General features: G+C 54.9%; 21 protein-coding genes and 1 pseudogene. 1 reads left to right on the top strand and 21 read right to left on the bottom strand.

Translation table 11 applies throughout. From position 1 onward, the window contains the following. Positions 1–253: 253 nt before the first annotated feature. From IFT44_RS16480 to IFT44_RS16505, 6 genes are all read right to left on the bottom strand, one after another. Positions 254–1,615, bottom strand: a complete 1,362-nt coding sequence (locus tag IFT44_RS16480) for a hypothetical protein (protein ID WP_192176242.1) — start codon at positions 1,613–1,615, stop codon at positions 254–256. A gap of 281 nt (positions 1,616–1,896) precedes the next feature. Next, positions 1,897–3,819: a hypothetical protein gene (locus tag IFT44_RS16485; RefSeq protein ID WP_192176243.1), complete on the bottom strand. Its 1,923-nt coding sequence runs from the start codon at positions 3,817–3,819 to the stop codon at positions 1,897–1,899. Beyond that, complete coding sequence (locus IFT44_RS16490; protein WP_192176244.1) at positions 3,816–6,191, bottom strand: sensor histidine kinase; 2,376 nt, start codon at positions 6,189–6,191, stop codon at positions 3,816–3,818. Before IFT44_RS16490 ends, IFT44_RS16485 begins: the two co-directional genes overlap by 4 nt. 41 nt (positions 6,192–6,232) lie before the next feature. Continuing rightward, positions 6,233–7,060: a phosphoadenosine phosphosulfate reductase family protein gene (locus IFT44_RS16495; RefSeq protein ID WP_192176245.1), complete on the bottom strand. Its 828-nt coding sequence runs from the start codon at positions 7,058–7,060 to the stop codon at positions 6,233–6,235. Continuing rightward, a complete protein-coding gene (locus IFT44_RS16500) occupies positions 7,038–10,496 on the bottom strand; it encodes a hypothetical protein (protein WP_192176246.1) in 3,459 nt (1,152 codons plus the stop codon). The genes IFT44_RS16495 and IFT44_RS16500 overlap by 23 nt, the downstream gene beginning before the upstream one ends. Continuing rightward, positions 10,489–11,394, bottom strand: coding sequence for a DUF4007 family protein (locus IFT44_RS16505; protein ID WP_192176247.1), 906 nt, complete (start codon positions 11,392–11,394; stop codon positions 10,489–10,491). Before IFT44_RS16505 ends, IFT44_RS16500 begins: the two co-directional genes overlap by 8 nt. Positions 11,395–11,843: 449 nt before the next feature. On the opposite strand from IFT44_RS16505, the pseudogene IFT44_RS21170 reads away from it, so the two are divergent. Next, a pseudogene (locus IFT44_RS21170) lies at positions 11,844–12,416 on the top strand (transposase); the annotation flags it as partial. Positions 12,417–12,564: 148 nt separating this feature from the next. On the opposite strand, the gene glmS reads toward IFT44_RS21170, so the two are convergent. From glmS to rsmG, 15 genes are all read right to left on the bottom strand, one after another. Further along, positions 12,565–14,400: a glutamine--fructose-6-phosphate transaminase (isomerizing) gene (gene glmS, locus IFT44_RS16510; protein WP_192176248.1), complete on the bottom strand. Its 1,836-nt coding sequence runs from the start codon at positions 14,398–14,400 to the stop codon at positions 12,565–12,567. 11 nt (positions 14,401–14,411) lie between these two features. Continuing rightward, a complete protein-coding gene (locus tag IFT44_RS16515) occupies positions 14,412–15,179 on the bottom strand; it encodes a DeoR/GlpR family DNA-binding transcription regulator (RefSeq protein WP_122480029.1) in 768 nt (255 codons plus the stop codon). A gap of 190 nt (positions 15,180–15,369) precedes the next feature. Beyond that, complete coding sequence (gene glmU / locus IFT44_RS16520) at positions 15,370–16,737, bottom strand: bifunctional UDP-N-acetylglucosamine diphosphorylase/glucosamine-1-phosphate N-acetyltransferase GlmU (RefSeq protein WP_192176249.1); 1,368 nt, start codon at positions 16,735–16,737, stop codon at positions 15,370–15,372. A gap of 112 nt (positions 16,738–16,849) precedes the next feature. Then, complete coding sequence (locus IFT44_RS16525; RefSeq protein ID WP_043192055.1) at positions 16,850–17,275, bottom strand: F0F1 ATP synthase subunit epsilon; 426 nt, start codon at positions 17,273–17,275, stop codon at positions 16,850–16,852. A gap of 42 nt (positions 17,276–17,317) precedes the next feature. After that, positions 17,318–18,694 carry a F0F1 ATP synthase subunit beta gene (atpD, locus tag IFT44_RS16530; RefSeq protein WP_122480031.1) on the bottom strand — a complete coding sequence of 459 codons (1,377 nt, stop codon included), beginning with the start codon at positions 18,692–18,694 and terminating at the stop codon, positions 17,318–17,320. Positions 18,695–18,721: 27 nt separating this feature from the next. After that, entirely contained in the window at positions 18,722–19,582 is an 861-nt protein-coding gene (atpG, locus tag IFT44_RS16535) for a F0F1 ATP synthase subunit gamma (RefSeq protein ID WP_043192052.1), read from the bottom strand. Positions 19,583–19,632: 50 nt separating this feature from the next. Next, complete coding sequence (gene atpA, locus IFT44_RS16540) at positions 19,633–21,177, bottom strand: F0F1 ATP synthase subunit alpha (RefSeq protein WP_122480032.1); 1,545 nt, start codon at positions 21,175–21,177, stop codon at positions 19,633–19,635. Positions 21,178–21,198: 21 nt separating this feature from the next. Next, the gene (locus IFT44_RS16545; RefSeq protein WP_043192047.1) at positions 21,199–21,735 is read right to left on the bottom strand and encodes a F0F1 ATP synthase subunit delta; all 537 of its coding nucleotides are present in this window, start codon (positions 21,733–21,735) and stop codon (positions 21,199–21,201) included. Positions 21,736–21,747: 12 nt separating this feature from the next. Beyond that, entirely contained in the window at positions 21,748–22,218 is a 471-nt protein-coding gene (locus tag IFT44_RS16550; RefSeq protein WP_122480033.1) for a F0F1 ATP synthase subunit B, read from the bottom strand. A 57-nt stretch (positions 22,219–22,275) separates the two neighbouring features. Continuing rightward, complete coding sequence (gene atpE, locus IFT44_RS16555) at positions 22,276–22,533, bottom strand: F0F1 ATP synthase subunit C (protein ID WP_002555987.1); 258 nt, start codon at positions 22,531–22,533, stop codon at positions 22,276–22,278. A gap of 134 nt (positions 22,534–22,667) precedes the next feature. Continuing rightward, positions 22,668–23,537, bottom strand: a complete 870-nt coding sequence (gene atpB / locus IFT44_RS16560; protein WP_122480034.1) for a F0F1 ATP synthase subunit A — start codon at positions 23,535–23,537, stop codon at positions 22,668–22,670. Positions 23,538–23,553: 16 nt separating this feature from the next. Next, positions 23,554–23,961, bottom strand: a complete 408-nt coding sequence (locus IFT44_RS16565; RefSeq protein ID WP_122796674.1) for a F0F1 ATP synthase subunit I — start codon at positions 23,959–23,961, stop codon at positions 23,554–23,556. A 148-nt stretch (positions 23,962–24,109) separates the two neighbouring features. Further along, positions 24,110–24,982 (bottom strand): ParB/RepB/Spo0J family partition protein, encoded by an 873-nt coding sequence (locus IFT44_RS16570; protein ID WP_122716089.1) that lies wholly within the window; start codon positions 24,980–24,982, stop codon positions 24,110–24,112. Positions 24,983–24,990: 8 nt separating this feature from the next. After that, a complete protein-coding gene (locus IFT44_RS16575) occupies positions 24,991–25,782 on the bottom strand; it encodes a ParA family protein (RefSeq protein ID WP_122480037.1) in 792 nt (263 codons plus the stop codon). 18 nt (positions 25,783–25,800) lie between these two features. After that, positions 25,801–26,439 carry a 16S rRNA (guanine(527)-N(7))-methyltransferase RsmG gene (rsmG, locus tag IFT44_RS16580; RefSeq protein ID WP_192176277.1) on the bottom strand — a complete coding sequence of 213 codons (639 nt, stop codon included), beginning with the start codon at positions 26,437–26,439 and terminating at the stop codon, positions 25,801–25,803.

Below are 26,439 nucleotides of genomic sequence, written 5' to 3' on the forward strand. Positions count from 1 at the left end.
GCCCCAGAAAGCACTGCAGTTGATAAACCCCCGCTCCTTTCGATTAGGCTGTGAAATTGTTCTAAGGAAACTCTCAAAAAGACTTCCATCCCCGGTGAAATACTCGCCTGACACGAATCGAACTGTCGAGCCCCGATGAAACGGATGTTGTTCGCCGATGCCGAGTATGCCGTCAAACGTAAGCAGACCCGCTAGCTACCGAAAAAAACTTCACGAGGGCCGCTCCAGGGTTTGCGCCGGCACTGGGCGTGGATCAGTCGCGCTGATGCAGGAGGTCGAGCAGGAAGTCCATGAGCAGGTATGGTTTGTCGAAGCAGGCATCAATGAGCGTGTGGACGAAGAGTGTGCCGTCATCCAGCATGAAGGGAATGATGGAGTGGTCGATCTTGAAGGTCTTCAGGCGCTTACGTGCGTTACCTTTCTGATAGGGGTTCTTGGCGCGCAGATCGTACTCTTCCAAAGTGTAAAAAATGAATTCGTGGTCGATGTGAGAAACAAAATAACGCCCGCCTTCCACGTAATATTCCAAATGGATCATTCGGGTCACTGCGCAGTCCGCAAGCAATTCTGGGATGTAAGCGATTTCTTCAAAGGTCATGCTGCTGTCAGTGATAGAACACCAACATTTGTCATCACTTCCATGCTTGTAAAAGGTCCAAACTGAGGGAAGGACTGCTTTGCTATCTGCTGTTGGAGCTCTAGTGCGGAGTAATGTACTTGCCACTTCCCCGGGAGCTTGCCGTTGCAGATTTTCCACCGTCAAAGGTATTGGAGTGACCTGGAAGCCTAGTTCGACGAAGATGTGTTTGTCCGTTTCAATTAAAACGTCGCCGCAGGTCAGTAGAGCTAGGTCTGTTATTAGACTCTCAGTACGCAGGCGTTCGAACAGCGTGAGCACATAACTAGGAGTGTGTTCGATGAGTAGCTGCACCGGATGTTGCGAGTCTAGGATCCTGTTGGGGATTCCTATGAGCAGTTGGGTATCTTCGGTTACCGAGCGTAAATGGTATTTGCTGTATTGCGCGTCGGTCTCAAATAGGTCTACATCTGCGGCCTTGCAGTACTGGTAAAGCCTAGTAGTTTTCTGCGGTGCACGCATGTATCTGCGTTGCTCTCTATTATCCGTACGGTATATTTCATACACAATGTGTAGCAATCGGGTGAGAGCAAAGTTTTCCTTGCATTGACGAGCACTGAAGTCTTTTGCGGCAGGCAAGAGGGAGCTGTAATCGTCGAAGATCTGCAGGGCCTGCTTGTGCAGTGCTTCAGCGCACAGGTCTTCCAGGTCCCGCTTCTTACTCTCGATTGCCCTGGAGTCAAGAATCAGATCACTGCATAGTTGCTCCAATTCGATTTCGAGCCTGCTGCGTTCAAAGCGCATGATGCTCCGCATGAAAGTGACTTCTTGTAGTGCTTCCAGCAACCAGGGTAATGCGCGTTCGAATAGCGTTGGATCGTCGTCTAGGAAACAATCTGTCATTAGGTTAAATGTACCACCATCGCTACCGAATTTATCGCATGTGTAGCTGAAGTCACCTTCCAACCGGCGCAGGCTGACCTGAAGGCGCTCCTCTTGGAGTGTGTCGAAATAGCTTGCAAGTTCGGTCGGCAGCATGACGTGGAGTTCCTGACTGATTTGGGCTGATACGAGATAGTAGTGGGCACTCTGCCGAACTAAAAGCTGAGATTCCGCATCTGCTAGCTGGAATTCGTTGTTGATGATACACAGCTAGACAACGCATTCGACATGAGCTCAGAGCTTCGAATATAGGGGATCATCGCGCCCTTAAAAAAAGGGCTGCAAAGCAGCCCCTAATTATATGAATAACGCACTGTAATCTAAATGCACGGGCGGAAAAACGAGTTGCCTACCTACGTCAAATATTGTTTCAGAGATTAGACATCACCGATTAAATCCTGTGGAGCCTCAATAGAAATTGAAATCCAGCACCAAGGAGCCTCGGAAAGCTTAATTGACTTTTTATCAGTAACCAGGATTCCGCTGCTAAACTCATCGCCAATTTTTATTCCCTTCACAAATATCAACATGTGCTCGTAACCAGGAATTTCTTTCATGGCATTGAGTTTTTCGACTCCTGATTCATGAACATGCTCAGATTGGAGAGCTTGAATTGCTGTCATGAAGCCGCTTATGAAGCTTCTCTTAAAGACGACCACGCCTTTGTCGGTACCGCCACGAGACGGGAAAAAGTAGCAAGCGGTCTTTTCGGCTCCTCCAATGGGCACGACAACCTTAACATTAGACTTGGATTTTATTTCGACTTTGGCAGCCGCACTTATTGCAATTGCTGGAGGAACATAGACGCCTACGCGCCCTAACGTATGAAGAAGATTTCGTTGTATTTCCTGAGCGTAAAGCGGTTTAAGCGCACCCGCATACATGTGATTTCCGATTGACAAACCTGGACTAGCAAGAAATCCCGAAAAAGGGAAGGATCTAACTTTTTTGTACCTCCAGTTTATATTGAAAGGCACATCATCGACTAGCAGATAGTCACCCGCAGAAGTTTGAGGAGCATCAAATTTCTGCAAATCGCCTACTACCATTAAAACCTCATCAATAGCGCGCTTCCCGTTTGGCCGCAAGATCAAATCGCAATCCGGGTTCATGATAGCCAAAACGGACTTAGGGATGGCATTATCTTTTACAATATATAAGTCACCCATCCGAAAATTACGCCCTGGTTCGGGTCGACTGGAATCCACTCGAACCCGGTGGTACATTTTTGCAATATTGTCAGTAGGACCGTCAAAGGCACTTTCAACATGCCCTGCTATCTCGGGTGAAAGCGTGTTTTTAAAACTAGAAGATACGGGGTTACCGTCAATATGTACGCACAGCTTATCCAAAAGCGTCTCACCCAAGAACCATTCTAGATACTCAGGTAAGTTTTGCCCTTCTCCCGCAAGTCTAAACTGTACCAAATACGCTATTTCACGCAAATCGAGGTTCGAGATGTGTTCATCGATTGTTTCGACCGCCGACTTCGCGCTTGCTGTCCAGCATCCCAGAAAAGCATCCAATCCGCGCGAAAACTTGTAACTCTGAAATATGTCGAGCAGAGCCTCCGCGACGTCTTCCTCTAGAGTAATGTCACCAGAGTCTGCCATCTGAACCTTTGTTTTGGCAATAAAGGTAAATCTACTGGCAAAAACGCCTTGCTTCAAACTCGCTCGGTAGTCTGTAGCTTTGAGGCTATGCAGGTGTGAGGACATCAGAATTACAGATGGTGCGCTGGCTAGAAATGGAGCAATTCTGTTCAGTGAGGCTTGAACGGCTGCATTTCCTTTTTCGTTATCGGGATTGTCAGTTGCTGTAAGTGTAGGATCCAAGAATAAATCTACAAAAACCACGTCAACGCGAGAGTCCAAAAGCGATCCGTCTTCCACCGAGCCGACCGTCAATATCTCCAAATCAGGCATGCAGGCTTTAAGTAGCTTTATGACAGGCAAAACGTTCGTCAAATTCGCCCCTTTATTAGTTTTAAAGAGTCCGCCGGGGTCAAATTCTGTAGCGAGATTTAACATGTAGTTTTTATATAATAGGGCTACACAAGCCAATAAATCATCGTTATCAAATTCTGTTTCATTGATGGACTTTATCGCCTCATCCCGACTTTCGTCAGAAATTTTAGCCTCGACGCAGGCTTCCATCCCAGACTTGCTTGTAAAGAAGTCGAGAAACTGTCCCCATGCACCTTCAGCAATCATCGGTACATCGAACGCGTCGTCGATTATTGCGATCCTGGATACACCGCTGCTTTTGATGGCTCCTACCAGTCTTTTTTGAGTTATCATTTTGCTTTATCCATGTTCAAAACGAAGGTATTTAATCTGCCTTTACGGTGTATCCCAACTACTGAACTCATCGTTAAGTCCCAACCATGGTAAGTAGCAATCTCTCTGGAGATGTAAAGGCCTAACCCTCTACCTTGCCCTGCCGGCTTAGATGATATCAGTGGTTGGAAAATAACTTCCTTTCTATCGGGATCTATACCCGGACCGTTATCACTAAATTCCACAACTTTTCCGGCGCTGGAAACATCTATTATTATTTTCGGAGAGAAACCAGGTTCATATTCTTTTTGATACGCCAACCAGTATATCGAGTTAGAAATAATGTTTTCTAAAACCTGAATCACCATCCCCTTAACCGCATTAATAACAATAGGATAAGATGGTGCATTAAACTCAATACTCACATACTCTCGTTCAAATTGACCCGAATGGCTTTCCAATATTGATCCAATCAATTCAACAATATCAAATCTTGATTTAATCTGCCTGCGTTCGCCCGTCATTTCATCGAATGCTGACACACGCTTGTGAAGTGTTTTTAATTGCTCCTCAAGAGACATAAGCATTGCGTTATCAGAAAATTCTGAGCGCGTATCTTTTAGCGTGCCAATAGCTTGTTCTAATGTCCGATCTAACTCGTGGAATATAAATTCCGTAATAAGCCCTATACCTGCCAAGTGTAAAAGCTTGCTATACTCCTGCTCTGACTCCCTAATAATTTTTTCTGTTTTACCAACTATTTGGGAACATTGATTAGCAAGTTTTTTCACATTGCTTTCTAAATGCTTCAGCTGAATCAAACCGCTAGCCGTCACCGAACCCGCTCTTAGAAAATCGAGGTTCGTATATATGCTTTGTTCAATTTTCCTGAATTCGTGTGTAGCCTCTATAGCTTCGCGCTTTTTTATAGACTCGTAGCCATCAATATCATTGATGAACCCACGAAACTCAACATGGAGTAACCACATGAGTAAGGCTTTCAGCGCTCCAGATGCTTGGCTTTGCATTAAACCTTCTCGGTTGGTTTGCTCGCCTAGTGCAATATGGGTAGATCTTACTTTTACTGCGCCGATGATTTGCTGTCGGTTTAACTTGAAACCGCTCGCACTAAACGCTCGCTTATCGAGCTCCAGCCAGTCATCATCAGGCGCACCATAGGGCAAAACTCGGAATCCATGCCTATATAACATCAAGCCGCCTGACCACTTGCCAATTTGCTCTTTAGTATCAATGGCTTTTTCAGTGAGTCCGGCGACCGCCTCTACAATCGATCGATTGTACCAATACACATCGACTTCAAACTGCCCTAGGTCACGAATAGCTTGAGCTCGGATGGGAGTGCTAACGACAGCCGCATGGCCCTTTTTCCCGCGCTTTGCAACTATTTTCTGGGTAACTGAATATACTTCGACACCCGCTAGAGATACCTTTCTCTGGGCATTCCTAAGATGATAGTTCATCACTCCAGTCAGTACCGGCAAATCGTTTTCGAATTTTAGGCGTACTGTGCAAGAGGCATGAGCAGCTTTCAAAAGTTTGGTCGGTATTGAAGGAATTAAACATCTCTTATCATTATGGTAAGCATGGATGAGGCTATTTGCGTATCCAGCCTTAAATGGGTCCAGCATGCGTGCCACAGGGCCATTCAATGTCTCCTCAAATCGAGCCAAGGTCCAATCCCCAAGGAGACCAGACACTTTGATAACTGTTCCTTTATCTTGCTTGCTGGACTTTAATTTACCTCTAACAGGCTCAACATCAACGGCGCTGATCTCGTCATTCGAATCATGATCAAACATAGTCCAATCAATATCTAAAATGTTAAATCTGGACTCCCCGGCAGTTGACGTTCTTACATGTAACTTTTCCCCTAATCGCATAACCGACAGTCGACCCACACCCTTGTCTCCTAGGTAGGCCGAGCCGCTAATATTTTCCTTTCTTCTAGAGCGAGTTCCAACAGTAAGATAGACGTCATCGAGCTCTTCAAAGCTCATGCCATGGCCAGTATCCTCAAACTCCATCCAGTTATAAAGAGTGTAGCTCTCTCTTAAAGCACGCTCGAACCTCGACTTGTTCCCTACCGCTTCTTTTAGTTTGTGCAAAAAATCTTCGGCGGCTTCTTCAGGTGCGTCAGGCAGAACTTTTTCGCTTATATTGGATAGTACCTTGGCTGTTTTTAGCCCATCCTCCAAGTCATCTAAGGCTTTTTGATAGGTTGAATAAGCAATAACGATGCTGGCACGAATGCAGATCACTTCCGATTTAGCATCAACTGAGTTTTTTATCAGTTCATAGATGGCCACCTCATCAGAGCTGATGAGTTCTTTCCCCAGCTCCAGCAAGGTTCTAGCCGCAATTTTGAACGCCAAGGGTAATCCTCCTTGAAAACAATTGAAGTAGTATTCACTCGTTAGATACTACAAATTGCACACCCCATATCATCGTCATCTTCCGGAGTTTCAGTAGAATCAAGCTCTGAGAATACGGCTATCAAGGTGGAGTTATCCTTTCGTTGAGCCATACGCTCGACCCTTAATGCATGGTCATGTTTGATCTGAGCCATTCGCTCGGGCTGCTCAAGCTCCGCCAGGCTCTCCCCCTGACTCCAAGTAAAGAAGTTGCCTGTTTTTTCAAATGGCACTTCATACTCTTTAGCCTTATCGTACAAATCAGGGTGTGTTTCTTTTAACTTCACCCATTCGATTTTTTGCTGATAGAAGCAAAAGTAGCATCCAGATCGAGTTCTTCCCCACTTTGTGTAGGGGGGCATCCCAACCCCAGAAACCCGAAGAATCTCTTCAATATCCCGCAGGATTAATCCGTCCTCCTGGAACGGATAAACCGCTTCGATGTTTGTCTTATGGCTGATGTACCCAGTGCGATTTTCATCAGCACGGAGCCCAACATAATTGATTATCGGCTGGTCACCGCAAAAATCCTCAAAAGGCTTAAGCTTGAGCATCTTCGTGCACCAACGACGATGATTGGAGGGAATCATCCCTCCATACATGTCATACCAGTGGTCGAAGCCTAGGTCAGCATTCAAACGATGCAACGGCTTCCCGAGGTAATTTTCCAGACGCTGCAGATAGTCATAAGTCTCTGGTAGCTCTTTGCCGGTATCGCTGAAGATGTATTCCATTTTGGGTACACGATCTCGCATGTAAATCGCTAGCGCTGCGCTGTCTTTGCCCCCTGAGAGGCTCAGGATATGTCTAACCTGCGGTTCGTTGCTCATCGCTTAGCTCATTCTCATCGTGTTCAGTGGAGCCCTGCTGCAATTGCAGCAACGCTTGAGCAAGGGCTGACGCGGCCAAATTCAAATTGCCGCCCACTTGCTTAGTGAGAGTCTCTAGCAGGCTATTGGCCATGATCTTGGTCTCATGATCAGAGGTCAATAGCATCGCTGCTTCTTCGCCACTGGGGAGAGTCAAAGTCACCCCGACGAAGCGTTGCGCTTGACGCTCAAACTCGCCTTTACGCATAGCGACCCTAAGCCAGCGCTTGTAGCGCCCGCATAGCTCAAGGACGGACTCCGCAAATATCGGAGCGTCACTGTCTTTCCAGATATCTAAGGGTCTATGAACTACAACACTCGCAATGGAATCCATCCACTTGTCGTCAGTCAGGGTGATGTCCGAACAGCGCATGATGAAGGCTTTAAGATCTACCTCGGCAAGAGACTGCGCAGTATCGGCGCACTCTTCCTGGAGCTGCGATCGAAGGGCCTTCAGAGGGCCTGTGATCTCAAAAGCCTGCGCCATGGAAAAGCTAACCTCGTCCTGCAACCGTCGGTATGCCATACCAAGCTCAGTGAGGCTTTTAGCCAGCAGATCGGGGAAGCTACTAGCGTCCTTCCCCTGCCCAGCCATCACCACGCGTGGCATATCAACGGCGAGCAACGAAACCGGGTCGGTTGCTCTTTTGATTACGTCGCGAAGGGCTTTGGTTTGGTTTGTAAGTCGCAGTGTCTCTTGCGAATATTGCGGGAGACGCCCGTACCAGCGGATCAGCTCCCGCGCAGCATCCAGGTAAGATGCGTTCAACCCCAACTGCACACCTACCGCTCCAAATGCCTTTGCATAATCTTTGATCAGGTCTTTGCGCTCTGCCGCAATGTCGAAGCGGCGGAAGCTAAAGGTGTGAGGGCTTCTGAACATCCGTTGCTGATGATCGGAGGTCAACTCCAGGATCAGACTTCCTCGTTCGAAAATCGCGCACGATTCCTTGTTAATAAGAAGGTAAACCATGAACCACACGCTGGCCGGCCCACTTCGGACCCCTAGCGGCGGTAATGCCAGACTGGAAATCACCTCAGCAAAAGTGACCTGCCCATCAATCATCAGTTGCTTATCAAGCTCCGCCCAAACTTTACGTATGCCGGCAGGAGAATCACCGTCCGGTGCCTTTAACAACCAACGGCCGCCAGCGCCCTTACGATGCAGTCCAGTGGATTGAAGCAGAGAGCTGTAGAGCAATCGTTCGGGTGGAAAGTCGACGATACCGAGCAGCTCTGAATCAACCTTTTTATCCAGCAGGTCGAATAGACGCTGCCGAGCCGCATTGATTGCAGATGATGGCTTCTCTTTGTTGATCAATTCGTTATTGATCACCGGAGCCGCCTCGTAAACCTTATCGAACAGCCAAGAGGCGGCTTGGCTAAGGTTCATTGCTCCACTATCGGAAATCGCCTTTCCTCTATGCCAATACTCCATACCGGACGACCCTTTGGCTTGCCGGTTCAGCAGTGCCAAGACCAGTCGGCTAACACGCTCACGTGCCGTGCTGAACCTCAACTCGACATAGCGCTCGGTCCAGGGATCCAAAAGACGGAGCTTGACCTGGTCATGAACCATCAGCCAGCGGGAGTATTCAATGAGAGCATTACGCTCATCCGGACCGACTTTGACAATTACGGTGAGCGATAAAACGTCGTCAGTAGAGCGAGCTACCTCTTCAGCAGCATCGACTAAAGCAGACGATTCGGCGTCTGCAAATATCAGCCCCACACTGCCATCGTGGCGACCATGAGCACCGATGGACTGCGCAATTCTATCCGACGTGCCCGCAGTCACTCTTACCGAGCGGATTGTTCCTGTCTGCTGATAGTGACGACTGGCAATAACGCTTCTTTCAGATAGGGCTTGTGAAACGCCATTGAACATAAGTTCATCAGCTGAGCGCTGCATCGTTTCCTCGTACAAAGCCTCAACGTTGATAGCGTGACTGACGGCAAAACCATAATCATCACTCGCATGACGATGTACTAGGATTTTTTTGGCAGCTAGCTCACTCAAAGCTTCAGAGATAGCTTTGAAGTCTCCCCCCATAACAAAGCTAAGGAGTTCAACGGTCAACACGACATGGAGGACTTGAGCAACCAGTTCAATGACGGCAATCGACTTAAGCAAGTTGAGCTGTAACTCCGTCATCTTCGCGTCATTACGCTCTACGACAGAGCGAGCGAAGTCCCAGCGTCGTTCAGCCTCAAGATCACGGAAGCGAAGCCCTACCCCTGTCGTGAGGTAATTAAAAAGCTCGCTCATTCCATACCAAGAAGAATTTTCGACGAAATTGTGCTCAGCGAAGTCTCTCAGTGCTCCGGACTCATATCCACGCATGAATGCGTGAAATGAACGCTCGCTCTGACCAAATCGCTTAGATATGACCGCTAAGCAAGCCAGCGCTGCTGGGTGCAACGGGTACAGGCGCTCTGCCTGAGAGAACAGCTCACTCTCACCAGTTCCGCGGAAGAAGTTGAAATCAATTGCTTGTTTGTAGATGCTCCGGGCATCTTTTTTCAGGGCAACCGACTCAGTAATGGTTGCATCCGCGCCTAGTGCATGAAGAGCGAAATGCGCATATCGCTCGACCGGCTCATCAAAAGGCACTTCATCGAAGCGTGCTGAGACCTTATGCCATTCATCGGAAAGCGTCCGACCTACACCTTTGGCATAAGCATCAAAATGCTGGTGCAGCATAGATATGACTATTAGACCATCTTCCGTAGAATGAGATGCGACCTCCGCGATTTGCTGCAAAGACATCAAATCACCAGCTTCCGGATTTAGAGCTGCGTACTCGATGAATTTGCCAAGCTCGTCAATTAGCAATAGGACACCGGAACATCCAGCACCTTTGGTGATTAGAACAAAGTCATTCAGCAATCTACTCGTCGCTGCGTTGAGGGGTACATCACGATAGGTCTGAGCTTTCGTATCCAACTGACGCTTAAGCTCAGTAGCCAGCTTGCTTTTTGGCAGGTGCTCAAGTGCTTCAAGAATAGACTGTGCTAACGCGTCACCCAACGATACGCGCGAACCGCTTATTGCCAGTGCAAAGCGATTTTGCCCTTGTGGGAAAAGCTCAACGGCTTCTGTAGAGGCCTCAATGAGCTGTTTGTAAATTGCATGAGAGCTTTTTTGCCCTTCTAACAACCGGGCGAGCAGCAACCCTAACGCCGACTTACCACTACCATAGGGCCCAATGAGTTTCCAGGCGCGTTGTGCGCTACCCGACTTCAACGCGCCGCCAATCTGGCGAAGCACTGCCAAGACAGCAGGAGTGATCAGATAACTATCGAGCGAATCTTGTGACCGCAAATCCCTAGTCAGCGAAATGGAGCGCAGGAATTTGGAATCCAGCTCAAGGTGATCTATCAGTCGATTAGACATTCGATTCTTCTCCCACACCCAGCAAGCAATCAGCCCAAGCGGGCGCTAGGGTTGTATCCAGAATAATTTGCTGGGTATCAGCGGTATCAATAAATCGCACAACGCCACCAAACTCTTTTTCTACACCTTCTATCAAGCTACTCACTTGAAAGTTATCCAACCTGAAAACGCTACCGGGACTGAATTTACCATGCACAATCTTGGTGAGACTGAGAGAGTTGGTAGTTTGACGTTCGAAGTAATCAATCAAGGAAAAAAGGAAAACTCTTGGAGACAGACCTAAAGGCGCATTTCTACCTACCAGGTAAACAGTTTTGCCGTCGTCGGCAGTGACCTCTTCAAAAAGTCCCAAATCTTGCAGTGGGCACCAGGAGGTATCATCCCCGACTGACTCTTCCCGCTTGTACGAATGCAGAAAAATGCTTGAATGCTGCTCAAGGGTGGAAGCCGCTAGCTTTTTGTTACTGGCTGATGCCTGACGCTCGAGACCCGCAATGAGTGCCTTTCGATCAAAACGGGAATACGTTGCGCTCCCGAATACTAAATTCCAAACTGCAATCTCCGCGTGGGATGAAATCCACCAGTGAAGCAGCCAAAGCGACTCAGGCTGTTCGAGGAAAGGATCCCAACCATCTTTCGAAAGCAGCAAGCTTCCAATCGGACCGGACTGCAGGCCAGAGGAATCGCGGCCATCGACTATCCCGAAAGCCTCACCCCAAAATTGAATCGACTTGACCATGTTGCGGCCAATGCCCAACGTAATCGTTGCCTGAGCTTCATCCTTCAGCGCAAGGGGATTGCTGATGATTGCTTGGTGTAGCTTTGGCAGCCATCCGTAACGGCAAACGAAGGACTCATGTCCCGAGAAGCGCTCATCTCGTCGTTGAATGCTCGACATCAACCTTTCCTCCCTGGGGCCAATTTCTCCGAAGCAGCTTGGTCGTTGCTCTGAGCTGCTGGCTCGATAATGATGCGTTTCGTAGCGGCATCAAAGTAAATATCTACTTGGTCGCCTTCGTGTAGGCCGGCATTCCTCAGCAATTGCTCGCTAAGCGAAACGCGCCCTAGCTTCTGGACCCTACGGGTGTCAAACAAAACCTTCATCCTACTTACCTCAAGCCTCGTGGCAGGCTTCGTCAATACTCGTAGGATACTTTATTAGGGGGCCTAGCACAGGGGCAACGCCGACTAGACATGCTCATTTTCGTGTCTTTTGTCAGTCTGATGAATCTCGTCCTCAGGCTTGGGACCTCGTCACCAATTTCTGACAATATGTAGTGGCCTACTGACCCATGAGACTTTTTGGTCGAAAATGATCGACGCATAGAGGTGTTCGATGGGCAGCCAATGACTACCTTCTCCCCCGCGTTCGAGCGCAAAACTGCCGCTTGGTGCTTGACCAAGGCTACAGCCACGCTGACGCAGCCCAATCGCTTGGGTTGGTGGAGTCGGCCCCGCAGCGGTGGGTCAACCAGCTCCAGCAAGAACGAGGCTGCGCCACACCGACCAGCAGAGCGCCGCCACCCGAGTAGCAGAAAATCCGGGAACTGGAAGCCCGAATGAACAGCCTGGAACGAGAGAAATCGATTTTGCAAAAGGCTACCGCGCTCTTGATGGCAGAGCAACACGAGCACTTGTGTTAGTCGGTCAATTCCACTCACAGGAGCGGGTTGAGTTGTTGTGCTCGGTCTCTGGAGTCACTCGATCCTGCTACTACGTGTACTGTCGCAGAAGTCGAACTCCAGACGCTGCCTGGTGCTTTTGCGCAGCCGTTTGAACGAATTATTCACGCAAAGCCGAAGCGCTGCAGGTAGCCGCAGCATCATGCTGGTCATGAAAGAGAACGGCCTGCAAATCGGAGGGTTCAAGGTACGCATGTTAATGCGCACGATGAACTTGAACAGCAAGCGACCAGTATCAGTTGACCACTACATCGCCCTACGAGGCTGGAAAGGGGCTTGGGAGTCTATAGGCCAGAAATGGCTTATTAAGGGCCGGTATGCGAAACCTCACCGGCACCTGCGACGGCTTTTATTCTCGAAAATCACAGCCCGCAACCCTACCCCCCTCACTCCACCGTCACCGACTTCGCCAAGTTACGCGGCTGATCCACGTCCGTACCCTTGAGCACCGCCACATAGTACGAAAGCAGCTGCAAAGGAATGGTGTAGAGGATCGGCGCCAGTGCATCGATGATGTGCGGCATCGCCACCACATGGGTGCCGGGACCATTGCTCAGTTGTGCCTGCTCATCGGCGAACACCACCAGCTCACCGCCGCGGGCACGGACTTCCTGCAGGTTGGATTTGAGCTTTTCCAGCAGCTCGTTGTTCGGCGCCACGGTTACCACGGGCATGTCCTTGTCCACCAGCGCCAGCGGCCCGTGCTTCAACTCACCGGCAGGATAGGCTTCGGCATGAATGTAGGAGATTTCCTTGAGCTTCAGCGCGCCTTCCATCGCCACCGGGAATTGCGCACCGCGGCCCAGGAACAGCGTGTGGTGCTTCTCGGCGAACAGCTCGGCGATGCGCTCGATGGTGGTGTCCATGGCCAGGGCTTCGCCCAGGCGAGTCGGCAAACGACGCAGTTCGGCCACCAGCTCGGCTTCTACGCCCTCCTCCAGCGTTCCGTGCACTTGACCAAGCGACAGCGTCAGCAGCATCAACGCAACCAGTTGAGTGGTGAAGGCTTTGGTTGAAGCGACACCGATTTCCGGACCTGCCTGGGTCAGCAAGGTCAGGTCGGACTCGCGCACCAAAGAGCTGATGCCGACGTTGCAGATCGCCAGGCTTCCGAGGAAGCCCAATTGCTTGCCGTTGCGCAGCGCGGCCAGGGTGTCGGCCGTTTCACCGGACTGTGAAATGGAAACGAACAGCGTGTCGGGCTGCACCACGACCTTGCGATAGCGGAACTCGCTGGCCACTTCGACCTGGCAAGGGATGCCGGCCAGGCCCTCGAGCCAATAGCGCGCAACCATACCGGCGTGATAGCTGGTGCCGCACGCCACGATCTGCACATTGCGCACCTTGGCGAACAGTTCGGCGGCCTGCGGACCGAAGGCCTGCACCAGCACCTGGTTCTGGCCCAGGCGACCTTCCAGGGTGCGCTGTACCACGGTGGGCTGCTCGTGGATCTCTTTCATCATGAAGTGGCGATACTCGCCCTTGTCGGCCGCCTCGGCGCCTTCGTGATACTGCACGCTTTCACGTTGCACAGGTGTGCCAGCGGCGTCCCAGATCTGCACGCTTTCACGGCGGATCTCGGCAATGTCACCTTCCTCCAGGTACATGAAACGGTCGGTCACCTGCCGCAGCGCCAACTGGTCTGAGGCGAGAAAGTTCTCGCCCATGCCCAGGCCGATGACCAGTGGGCTGCCGCTGCGGGCGGCCACCAGACGGTCGGGCTGGTGCACGCTGATGGCCGCCAGGCCGTAGGCGCCGTGCAGTTGCTTGACCGTCGCCTTGAGGGCGTCGGCCAGGTCGGGCAATGCCTTGAGGGTGTGATGCAACAGATGCGCGATGACTTCGGTATCGGTCTGCGACGTGAATACGTAGCCCAGCTCCTTGAGCTGGGTGCGCAGGACTTCGTGATTCTCGATGATACCGTTATGCACCACTGCCACTTCAGCAGTGGAAAAGTGCGGGTGGGCGTTCTGTTCGGTCGGCGCACCGTGGGTGGCCCAACGGGTATGGGCGATGCCCAGCTTGCCGAGCAGAGGCTCATCCGCCAGCGCGGCCTGCAGTTCGGCAACCTTGCCGACGCGACGGCAGCGCTGCACGCTGCCATCCTCGCTCAACACAGCTACGCCTGCGCTGTCGTAACCGCGATATTCCAGGCGCTTGAGGCCCTCGACCAGAATGGCAGTGATGTTGCGCTCCGCGATGGCGCCGACGATTCCACACATGTTCGCTTCTCCTAGCTGGTAGCGGCGAGCACGAGATCTATCCCGCGCGCCTGAATCTGATCGCGTGCTTCGAGGGGCAGGCGATCATCGGTAATGAGGGTGCTGATGCGGCCCCAGGGCAGCTCCAGATTGGGGATCCTGCGTCCGACCTTGTCGGACTCGACCATGACGATCACTTCGCGAGCGACTTCGGCCATCACCCGGCTCAGGCCCAGCAACTCATTGAAGGTCGTGGTGCCGCGCTCCAGATCGATGCCGTCGGCACCGATGAACAACTGGTCGAAGTCATAGGAGCGCAGCACCTGCTCGGCCACCTGGCCCTGGAACGATTCGGAGTGCGGATCCCAAGTGCCGCCGGTCATCAGCAAGACGGGCTCATGCTCCAATGCACTCAGGGCATTGGCGACGTGCAGCGAGTTGGTCATGACCACCAGGCCCGGCTGTTTGCCCAGCTCGGGAATCATCGCAGCGGTGGTGCTGCCACTGTCGATGATGATGCGCGCGTGCTCCTTGATGCGCATGACGGCGGCGCGGGCGATGGATTGCTTGATGGCCGAGACGCGCTGGCTCGGTTCGCCGATCAGCTCCTGCGGCATGGTCACCGCGCCGCCATAGCGACGCAGCAGCAGGCCGTGGCTTTCCAGGGCGGCAAGGTCCTTGCGGATAGTGACTTCGGACGTTGCGAAATGCCTCGCCAAGTTATCCACAGTCACTTCGCCCTGTTCATTGAGCAGGGCAAGGATGCTGTGACGACGTTGGGGCGTATTACGCTTTGACATGGCCTAAGTTTCGATTCGAAAGATAACGAAGGCAATAGAAACCTAAACTGAAAGGTTCGTCAATGGTGTCATCGTATTTCTCATGGCCTCTTCGCGGGCAGAGCCTGCTCCCACAGGGTCCTACCTGAAATTTTGTAGGAGCGGGCTCTGCCCGCGAATGGCCTTATACAATAGCTACACCTGTGGATAACTAAGGCTTCTTGACCTTCACCGGCCGCTTCCACCCTTCGATGTTACGCTGCCGCGCACGTGCCACGCCCAATTGCCCTGCAGGCACCTGTTGGGTGATGGTCGAACCTGCAGCAGTCGTCGATCCCGCCAAGATATCCACAGGTGCGACCAGCGCATTGTTGGAACCGATGAAAACGTCCTCACCAATGGTGGTTTTCCATTTGTTCGCGCCGTCGTAGTTGCAAGTGATGGTACCGGCGCCGATGTTGCTGTTGGCACCTATGTCCGCATCGCCCAGATAACTCAAGTGACCGGCCTTGGCGCCCTCGCCCATACGGGCATTCTTCAGCTCGACGAAGTTACCCACATGCGCCCGGGCTTCCAGCACCGTGCCGGGTCGCAGGCGCGCAAAGGGGCCAGCATCGCTGCCTTCGTGCAGCACTGCACCGTCGAGGTGGCTGTTGGCCTTGACCACCACGCCTCTGCCCAGCGTACTGTCCTTGATGTAGCAGTTGGGCCCGATGACCACATCGTCTTCGATCACCACCCGCCCTTCGAGCACCACATTGACATCGATCAACACGTCCCGACCCACGCTGACTTCACCGCGCACATCGAAGCGGGCCGGGTCGCGCAAGGTCACGCCCTGGGCCATCAACCGACGCCCTTCGCGCAACTGGTAGTGACGCTCCAGTTCCGCAAGTTGACGGCGGTCATTGGCGCCCTGCACCTCCATCGGATCCTGGGCGGTTTCAGTGGCCACCACCAAGCCATCGCTGACAGCCATGGCGATCACATCGGTCAGGTAATACTCACCCTGAGCATTATTGTTGGACAGGCGCGCCAGCCACTCGGCCAGATGCTTGCCAGGCACTGCGAGAATGCCGGTGTTGCCTTCGCGAATGGCTTTCTGTGCATCGCTGGCGTCCTTGTGCTCCACGATGGCCTGTACCTGGCCATCCGCATCGCGCACGATGCGGCCGTAGCCCGTGGGATCGGCAAGCTCGACGGTGAGCAGGCCTAGCTGGTCGGCACTGACTTTCTGCAGCAGGCGCTGCAACGTCGCCACTTCGATCAGCGGAACGTCGCCGTAAAGTATCAGCACATTGTCGGCCGTCAGGCCTGGCACAGCCTGGGCGACCGCATGGCCGGTGCCCAGCTGCCTGTCCTGCAGCACGAAATTCAGGTCGTCAGCGGCCAGGCGTTCACGTACCGCATCCGCACCGTGGCCAATCACCACGTGGATGTTCTGCGGCTTGAGCTGGCGGGCACTGTGGATAACATGGCCGAGCATTGAATTGCCGGCGACCGGGTGCAACACCTTGGGCAAGGCCGAGCGCATGCGCGTGCCTTGGCCGGCGGCGAGAATGACGATATCGAGAGACATGAACGGCTACCAATCCGGAGAATGGCCAGCAGGCTGACCGGGGAGAAAGTGCTGAAAAAGAAAAAGGGTAGCCGAGGCTACCCTTTTACTCAATCGCAAGTGAGTCGACGCATCAGCCGCCGAATTTCTTGCGGATCTGCTGGACGGTGCGCAGCTGAGCTGCAGCCTCGGCCAGGCGTGCGGCGGCAGATCCGTAGTCGAAGTCTGCGCCTTTTTCGTTCAGGGCCTTCTCGGCAGCCTTGACGGCTTCCTGAGCGGAAGCTTCATCCAGGTCGGCAGCACGCTGCACGGTGTCGGCAAGAACCTTGACCATGTTCGGCTGAACCTCGAGGAAACCACCAGAGATGTAGAACACCTCGGCTTCGCCACCCTGCTTGATCAGGCGGATCGGACCTGGCTTGAGATCGGTGATCAGCGGGGCGTGGCCTGGAGCGATACCGATATCACCCAGGTTACCGTGCGCAATCACCATCTCGACCAGACCGGAAAAGATTTCTCCTTCCGCGCTGACAATATCGCAATGGACTGTCATAGCCATACTTGCCTCAACCTGATTAGCGCCCGTCGCCGGGCGCCAGGATTACAGTTTCTTGGCTTTCTCGATCGCTTCTTCGATGCCGCCGACCATGTAGAACGCTTGTTCCGGCAGGTGGTCGTAGTCGCCGTTGAGGATGCCTTTGAAGCCTGCGATGGTGTCTTTCAGGGAAACGTATTTACCCGAGGCACCGGTGAAGACTTCAGCCACGAAGAACGGCTGCGACAGGAAGCGCTGGATCTTACGAGCGCGGGATACCAACTGCTTGTCGGTTTCCGACAGCTCGTCCATACCCAGGATCGCAATGATGTCCTTCAGCTCTTTGTAGCGCTGCAGCACATACTGAACGCCGCGAGCGGTGTCGTAGTGCTCCTGGCCGATCACGTTCGGGTCCAGCTGGCGCGAAGTCGAGTCCAGTGGATCGACCGCTGGGTAGATACCCAGGGAGGCGATGTCACGGGACAGTACGACGGTGGCGTCCAAGTGGGCGAAGGTGGTCGCAGGCGACGGGTCGGTCAAGTCATCCGCAGGTACGTATACCGCCTGGATCGAGGTGATCGAACCTTCCTTGGTCGAAGTGATGCGTTCCTGCAGAACGCCCATCTCTTCGGCCAGGGTCGGCTGGTAGCCTACTGCCGATGGCATACGGCCCAGCAGTGCGGACACTTCGGTACCGGCCAGGGTGTAACGATAGATGTTGTCGACGAACAGCAGAACGTCGTTACCTTCGTCACGGAATTTCTCGGCCATGGTCAGACCGGTCAGGGCGACGCGCAGACGGTTGCCCGGCGGCTCGTTCATCTGTCCGTAGACAAGGGCTACCTTGTCCAGAACGTTGGAGTCCTTCATCTCGTGGTAGAAGTCGTTACCCTCACGGGTACGCTCGCCCACACCGGCGAACACGGAATAACCGCTGTGCTCGATGGCGATGTTACGGATCAGCTCCATCATGTTCACGGTCTTGCCGACACCGGCACCACCGAACAGACCGACTTTACCGCCCTTGGCGAACGGGCAGACCAGGTCGATGACCTTGATGCCGGTTTCCAGCAGGTCGTTGCCGCCTGCCTGGTCCGCGAAGGAAGGTGCCGGACGGTGAATGCCCCAGCGCTCTTCGGTGTCGATCGGGCCCGCTTCGTCGATCGGGTTGCCCAGTACGTCCATGATCCGGCCCAGGGTGGCCTTGCCAACGGGTACGGAAATGGCTGCGCCGCTGTCGAGTACGTTCAGGCCGCGTTTGAGGCCTTCGGTGGAACCCATGGCAATGGTACGAACCACGCCGTCGCCCAGCTGCTGCTGGACTTCGAGGGTGGTTTCAGCGCCTTGTACCTTCAGCGCGTTGTAGATGCTCGGTACGCTGTCGCGTGGAAATTCCACGTCGATAACGGCGCCGATGATTTGAACGATACGTCCGCTACTCATAGCTGGATCCTCTGAATATTTGAACCGTTAAACCGCGGCAGCGCCGCCGACGATTTCCGAGATCTCTTGGGTGATCGCAGCCTGACGCGCCTTGTTGTAGATCAGCTGCAAATCGCTGATCAGGTCGCCGGCGTTGTCGGTTGCATTCTTCATCGCGATCATCCGCGCCGCTTGTTCAGCAGCGTTGTTCTCGACCACCGCCTGGTACACCTGCGACTCCACGTAACGCACCATCAGGCCTTCCAGCAGCTCTTTGGCGTCGGGTTCGTACAGGTAATCCCAGTGGTGCTTGAGTTCTTGATCCGGGGTTGCCTCCAACGGGATCAACTGCTCCACCGTCGGTTGTTGCGTCATGGTATTGATGAACTTGTTGGACACCACGGACAGGCGATCGATACGGCCTTCCAGGTACGCGTCCAGCATCACCTTGACGCTGCCGATCAGATCATTGATCGACGGCTCTTCGCCCAGATGGCTGATCGCTGCCACGACGTTGCCGCCGAAGTTGCGAAAGAACGCTGCACCCTTGCTGCCGATCACGCACAGGTCGATTTCGACGCCGCGTTCGCGATTGGCCGCCATGTCCTTGACCAGGGCCTTGAACAGGTTGGTATTCAAGCCGCCGCACAGACCACGGTCACTGCTCACCACGATATAGCCGACGCGCTTGACGGCGCGTTCGATCATGAACGGGTGGCGGTATTCCGGGTTGGCGTTGGCCAGATGTCCAATCACCTGGCGGATACGTTCCGCGTAGGGACGGCTGGCTGCCATGCGCATTTGTGCCTTGCGCATTTTGCTGACCGCCACTTTTTCCATGGCGCTGGTAATTTTTTGCGTGCTTTTGATGCTCGCAATCTTACTGCGAATCTCTTTTGCGCCTGCCATGTAACACCTATCAGGTTAGCAAGCAGGGGCCTTGCGGCCCCTGCTGCGGCTTACCAGGTTTGGGTGGCCTTGAACTTCTCGATACCGGCCTTGAGGCCCGCGTCGATTTCGTCATTGAAGTCACCCTTCACGTTGATCTTCGCCAACAGGTCGGCGTGATCGCGGTTGAAGTAAGCAATCAGGGCCTGCTCGAAGCTACCAACCTTGGCGATCTCGACGTCAGTCAGGAAACCACGCTCGGCGGCATACAGCGACAGCGCCATGTCGGCGATCGACATTGGCGAGTACTGCTTCTGCTTCATCAGCTCGGTCACGCGCTGGCCGTGTTCGAGCTGCTTGCGGGTGGCTTCGTCCAGGTCAGACGCGAACTGGGCGAATGCCGCCAGTTCACGGTACTGAGCCAGAGCGGTACGGATACCACCGGACAGCTTCTTGATGATCTTGGTCTGAGCGGCACCACCTACGCGGGATACCGAAACACCGGCGTTCACTGCAGGGCGGATGCCCGAGTTGAACATGGCCGATTCCAGGAAGATCTGACCGTCGGTGATGGAAATCACGTTGGTCGGAACGAACGCGGAAACGTCGCCAGCCTGGGTTTCGATGATCGGCAACGCGGTCAGGGAGCCGGTCTTGCCGGTCACTGCGCCGTTGGTGAACTTCTCGACGTACTCTTCGGAAACGCGCGAAGCACGCTCCAGCAAGCGGGAGTGGAGATAGAACACGTCGCCTGGGTAGGCTTCACGACCTGGTGGACGGCGCAGCAGCAGGGAAATCTGGCGGTAGGCCACTGCTTGCTTGGACAGATCGTCATAGACGATCAGTGCGTCTTCACCGCGGTCACGGAAGAACTCGCCCATGGTGCAGCCGGAGTACGGCGCGAGGAACTGCAGCGCAGGAGATTCCGAGGCACTGGCAGCCACCACGATGGTGTTGGCCAGGGCGCCGTTTTCTTCCAGCTTGCGTACCACGTTGGCGATGGTCGACTGCTTCTGACCGATGGCGACGTAGACGCAGAAGATACCGGAGTTCTTCTGGTTGATGATCGCGTCGATCGCCAGAGCGGTCTTGCCGATCTGACGGTCGCCGATGATCAGCTCGCGCTGGCCACGGCCGACAGGGATCATGGCGTCGACGGCCTTGTAGCCAGTCTGCACAGGCTGGTCTACCGACTTACGCCAGATAACGCCCGGTGCAACCTTCTCGACCGCGTCGGTCTCGGTGTTGCCCAGCGGACCCTTGCCATCGACAGGGTTGCCCAGTGCGTCGACGACGCGACCCAGCAGTTCCTTGCCAACCGGAACTTCCAGGATGCGGCCGGTGCACTTGGCGCTCATGCCTTCGGCCAGACTGGTGTACGCGCCCAGTACCACGGCGCCTACGGAGTCCTGCTCCAGGTTGAGTGCCATGCCGAAGACGCCGCCTGGAAACTCGATCATTTCGCCGTACATGACGTCGGCCAGACCGTGGATCCGTACGATACCATCGGAAACGCTGACGACGGTGCCTTCGTTACGGGCTTGGGAAGTCACATCGAGCTTGTCGATGCGACCCTTGATGATTTCACTTATTTCGGAAGGATTGAGTTGCTGCATTGCTCTGCTGCCCCTTCAAACTCAAGATTTCAATGCTTCGGCCAGTTTCGCGAGTTTGCCGCGAATCGAGCCATCGATAACCAGGTCGCCGGCGCGGATGACGACGCCACCTATCAGGCTGGCATCCTCCGCAACTTGCAGGCGCACTTCCCGGTCGAGTCGTGCACTGAGAACCTTGGCGAGTTTGTCTTGCTGTTCTTGGTTCAATGCGAAGGCACTGGTGACTTCCACGTCGACCGATTTTTCCTGCTCGGCCTTGTACAGGTCGAACAGCTCGGCGATCTCCGGCAACAGCAGGAGACGGTCGTTTTCGGCAACGACGTGGATGAAATTCTGTGCCTTGGCATCGAACTTGTCGCCGCACACGTCAATGAACGTGGCGGCCTTGTCTGCGCTCGTCAGTCGCGGGGCCTTGAGCAGGCTCTGCATGGTGGCGTCTTGCGCCACCGCTGCAGCCAGGCCGAGCATGGCTGACCAATTGGCCAGCTGCTGGTGGGCCTGAGCGTGCTCGAAGGCCGCCTTAGCGTAAGGTCGGGCCAACGTGGTCAGTTCTGCCATGATCGCCCTCGCTTAGATTTCAGCAGCCAGTTTGTTAACCAGCTCCGCGTGCGCGTTTTGATCGATTGTGGCGCCCAGAATCTTCTCGGCACCGCCCACGGCCAGCATACCCAGTTGGGCACGCAGCGCGTCTTTGACGCCGTTCAGTTCCTGCTCGATCTCGGCTTGAGCCTGCACTTTCACACGGTCAGCGTCGATACGGGCCTTTTCAACGGCCTCTTCGACGATCTGGTTGCCGCGTTTCTTCGCCTGCTCAATGATTTCGGCTGCCTGAGCTTTCGCTTCGCGCAGTTGATGACCCACTTTCTCTTGGGCCAACTCCAGGTCGCGAGCTGCTCGGCTGGCAGCGTCCAAACCATCAGCGATCTTCTTCTGACGTTCGTGCAAAGCCGCGATGACCGGAGGCCACACGAACTTCATGCAGAACAGCACAAAAATGAAGAACGCAACGGTCTGGCCAATCAGGGTTGCATTAATGTTCACGCCAACACCTCGCTCGTTCTTTGTCCATCACACCAATCCACTCGAAGGTTCGAGAGATCAGCCAGCGAGTTGACCAACGAAGGGGTTCGCGAAGGTGAAGAACAGAGCGATACCAACACCGATCATGGTCACGGCGTCGAGCAGACCGGCGACGATGAACATTTTGACTTGCAGCATCGGAACCATTTCTGGCTGGCGAGCAGCGCCTTCCAGGAACTTGCCGCCCAGCAGGCCGAAGCCGATAGCGGTACCCAGTGCGCCCAGGCCGATCAGCAGAGCAACAGCGATAGCGGTTAGACCAACTACAGTTTCCATCTTTCCTCCCGACTTTTTACGTCGTCTTTTGCTTGGTTTTTAGGTTTTAAAGCGGTGTTACAAACCGGTGTTTCGGCCCGGAGGGGCCTCCCTCGTGCCAGGGCGCGAGGGGCATCAGACTCGCCAGGCGGGTCTCAATGATTTTCTTCGTGTGCCATCGAAAGGTAGACGATGGTCAGCATCATGAAGATGAATGCCTGCAGCGTGATGATCAGGATGTGGAACACGGCCCACGCCCACTGCAGCACGACGCCCAGGCCGCTGAGCCACAACAGGCCGCTGCCGAACATCACGGCGATCAGGATGAACACCAGCTCGCCGGCGTACATGTTGCCGAACAGTCGCAGTGCCAGCGAGATCGGCTTGGCGATCAGGGTGACGAATTCGAGCAGGAAGTTCACCGGGATCAGCAGGATCTTGGCGAAGATGTTCTTGCTGCCGAACGGATGCAGGGTCAGCTCGCCGATGAAGCCGCCCAGGCCCTTGACCTTGATGCTGTAGAAGATGATCAGCGCGAACACCGACAGGGCCATGCCCAGGGTCGCGTTCGGATCGGTGGTCGGCACGGCGCGGAACGGGATGTGCGAGTCGCCAGAGATCCAGGCCGCAGCCATCGGGATCCAGTCGACCGGAACCAGGTCGATGGCGTTCATCAGGAACACCCAGACGAAGATCGTCAGCGCCAGCGGTGCGATCACCGCACTGCGGCCGTGGAAGCTGTCACGCACGCTGCCATCGACGAACTCGACCAGCACCTCGACGAAGTTCTGCAGGGCGCCCGGCTGACCGGACGTTGCCTTCTTCGCCGCCATGCGGAAGATCAGGATGAAGATCAGGCCCAGGGCAACCGACCAGCCAAGGGTATCGACGTGGAACGCCCAAAACCCCATTTCCTTGGCTTCTGCAGCGGTGTGGGCAAAGCCCCAGCCGCCTTCTGGTAGCTGACCGAAGGTCAAGTTCTGCAAGTGGTGCTGGATATAGCCCGAAGCGGTTGTTTCTGCCATGGTTGCCTCAAACGCCCTAAGGTCTCGAAAGTCTTGTTTTCATGAGCAGGGGTGCGAACCAGCTGACCAGTTGGGTCAACCCGAAGACGCCGAATACAGCCAGCGGCGCCAGTGGTTTCACTCCTGCGAACGTCAGTGCGAACAGCACTGCCGTCAAAATCAGCTTGCCAGCCTCGCCGGCGTAGAACGACCGGACGATGGCTTGTGCGGCCCGGGCTCCGGTGAACCGGAATGCCTTCCAGGCGAAATACAGATTGGGCAACCAGGCGATCAGGCCTCCGCAGAGACCCGAATAACCGCTGACCGCCCCGAGCCATTGCCACAGCACCAGAGCTGCCAGCAACGCGACGACACCTTGCGCCAACAACATCGGGAAAACGACCCATTGATGGAACGGCAGGCGGTTTGGCGTGCGGGTTTCCATCGTGGCGACTCCTCAATGGTCGACGTGCCATAAGCCTTAACTTGGCATAAATTGTGCCGACAAAATGCGCGCAGAGTATAGGGGCGCTTCCGCCCCTATTCAACTGCCGGGTAGTGATTTCCGACTGCGCGCTACATAGGGAATTGTTTCAGCGAATGTGTGCGAGCACACCCTGCAACTCGTCCAGCGAGTTATAGCGGATCACCAACTGGCCCTTGCCCTTCTGTCCGTGGCGAATCTGCACCGCAGAGCCCAGCCGCTCGGCCAGGCGCTGTTCCAGCCGGGTGATGTCCGGGTCGGCCTTGGCCGGCTCCACGGGCTCAGGTTTGCCACTGAGCCACTGCCTGACCAGGGCTTCGGTCTGGCGCACGGTCAAACCGCGTGCGACAACGTGTCGCGCCCCTTCGACCTGCTGTTCGTCCGGCAGACCGAGCAACGCGCGCGCATGCCCCATTTCCAGATCGCCGTGGGACAGCATGGTCTTGATCACTTCAGGCAAGGCGATCAGGCGCAGCAGGTTGGCCACGGTGACCCGCGACTTGCCCACCGCATCGGCCACCTGCTGCTGGGTCAACTGGAACTCGTGCTGCAAGCGTTGCAGGGCAATGGCCTCTTCCACCGGGTTGAGGTCTTCGCGCTGGATGTTTTCGATCAATGCCATGGCGATCGCGGCTTCGTCGGGCACATCGCGAACCATGGCCGGAATGGTCTCCAGGCCGGCCTGTTGCGCGGCGCGCCAGCGGCGCTCCCCGGCGATGATCTCGAACCGCGAGTTGGCCACCGGCCGTACCACGATCGGTTGCATCACGCCCTGGGTCTTGATCGAGTGCGCCAACTCTTCGAGCGCCTGCGGGTCCATGTCCCGACGTGGCTGGTATTTACCGCGCTGGATGACGTCCAGGGGCAAATGCTGCAACTCGTTCTGGTCGACCGTGACGGCCTGCTCTTCGAGCGCACTGACGGTCGAACCGCTGAGCAGCGCATCCAGCCCACGCCCGAGACCACGTTTCTTGACGGCCATTGGATTCCTTAAATGACTGCAGCGGTGCGAGATTGGCGACGCTGCCGACGAACCATCTCGCCAGCCAGTGCCAGGTACGCCAGGGCGCCGCGTGACGATTTGTCGTACGTTAGCGCCGGCATCCCATAGCTGGGAGCTTCGGCCAGACGAATGTTGCGCGGGATGACGGTATCGTAGAGCTGGTCGCCGAAGTGCTCCTTGAGCTGCGCCGACACATCGTTCATCAGGCTCAGGCGCGGGTCGTACATGGTCCGCAGCAAACCCTCGACCTTGAGGTCCGGATTCAGCAGTTCGGCGATGCGCTTGATGTTGTCCACAAGGTCGCTCAGCCCTTCCAGGGCGAAATACTCGCACTGCATCGGAATGATCACGCCATCGGACGCCACCAGCGCATTGAGGGTCAGCATCGACAGCGAGGGCGGGCAGTCGATCAGAATGTAGTCGTAGTTGTTGCGCACCGGCGCCAGCGCACTGCGCAGCCGGCTCTCTTTCATCTGCATTTCCAGCAGGACCACCTCGGCCGCCGTCAGGTCGCGGTTGGCCGGCAGCAACTGATACCCGCCGTGCTCGGAGAAGTGCATGGCCTGGGCCAGGTCGCACTCGCCGATCAGCACGTCGTAGATGGAGTTTTCAAGTGCGTGCTTGTCCACTCCGCTACCCATGGTGGCGTTGCCCTGCGGATCGAGGTCGATCAGCAGCACGCGGCGCTTGGTCGCGACCAGTGATGCTGCGAGGTTGATGCAGGTGGTGGTCTTGCCCACACCACCTTTCTGGTTCGCTATCGCGAATACCTTAGCCATTATTGCTCGTGTTCCCAATCATGCCGTGCGGCGCAGTATCAGCAGATGGCGTTGGCCTTGGCAACCGGGGACGGCCAAGGCGTGTTCGCTATCGAGGTGGAAGTCCGCTGGCAATGCTACCAGTTCGTCAGCTGGATGCAGCCCTTTCATCGCCAACCAGCGTGTGTCGACGTTGCCCAGGTGACGTGTCCAGTGGGCAAAATCGTGCAGGCTGCTGAACGCGCGGGAAACGATACCGGCGAAAGGTTGCTCGGGGACGAAGGTTTCGGCGCGGCTGTGGATAACTTGCAGGTTGGCCAATCCCAGCTCCAGTTTCACTTGGGTCTGGAAGCGGGTTTTCTTGCCATTGCTGTCGAGCGTGGCGATCCGTTTTTCAGGAAACATGATCGCCAGCGGAATGCCTGGCATGCCGCCGCCGCTGCCGACATCCAGCCAGCTGTCGGCCGCTGCCAGGTGCGGCAGGATGCTCAGGCTGTCGAGCAGGTGCCGGGAAACCATCTCGTCGGGATTGCGCACCGCCGTCAGGTTGTACGCCTTGTTCCATTTGATCAACAGGGCCAGGTAGGCCAACAGCTGGTCGCGCTGGCCTTCGGACAGTTCGACGCCCAATTGCCGGGCGCCTGTGGACAACTCTTCGCGGTGCTGTTCGGTGACCAT

The sequence above is a fragment of the Pseudomonas sp. CFBP 13710 genome (genome assembly GCF_014842235.1).
GTDB lineage: Bacteria > Pseudomonadota > Gammaproteobacteria > Pseudomonadales > Pseudomonadaceae > Aquipseudomonas > Aquipseudomonas baltica.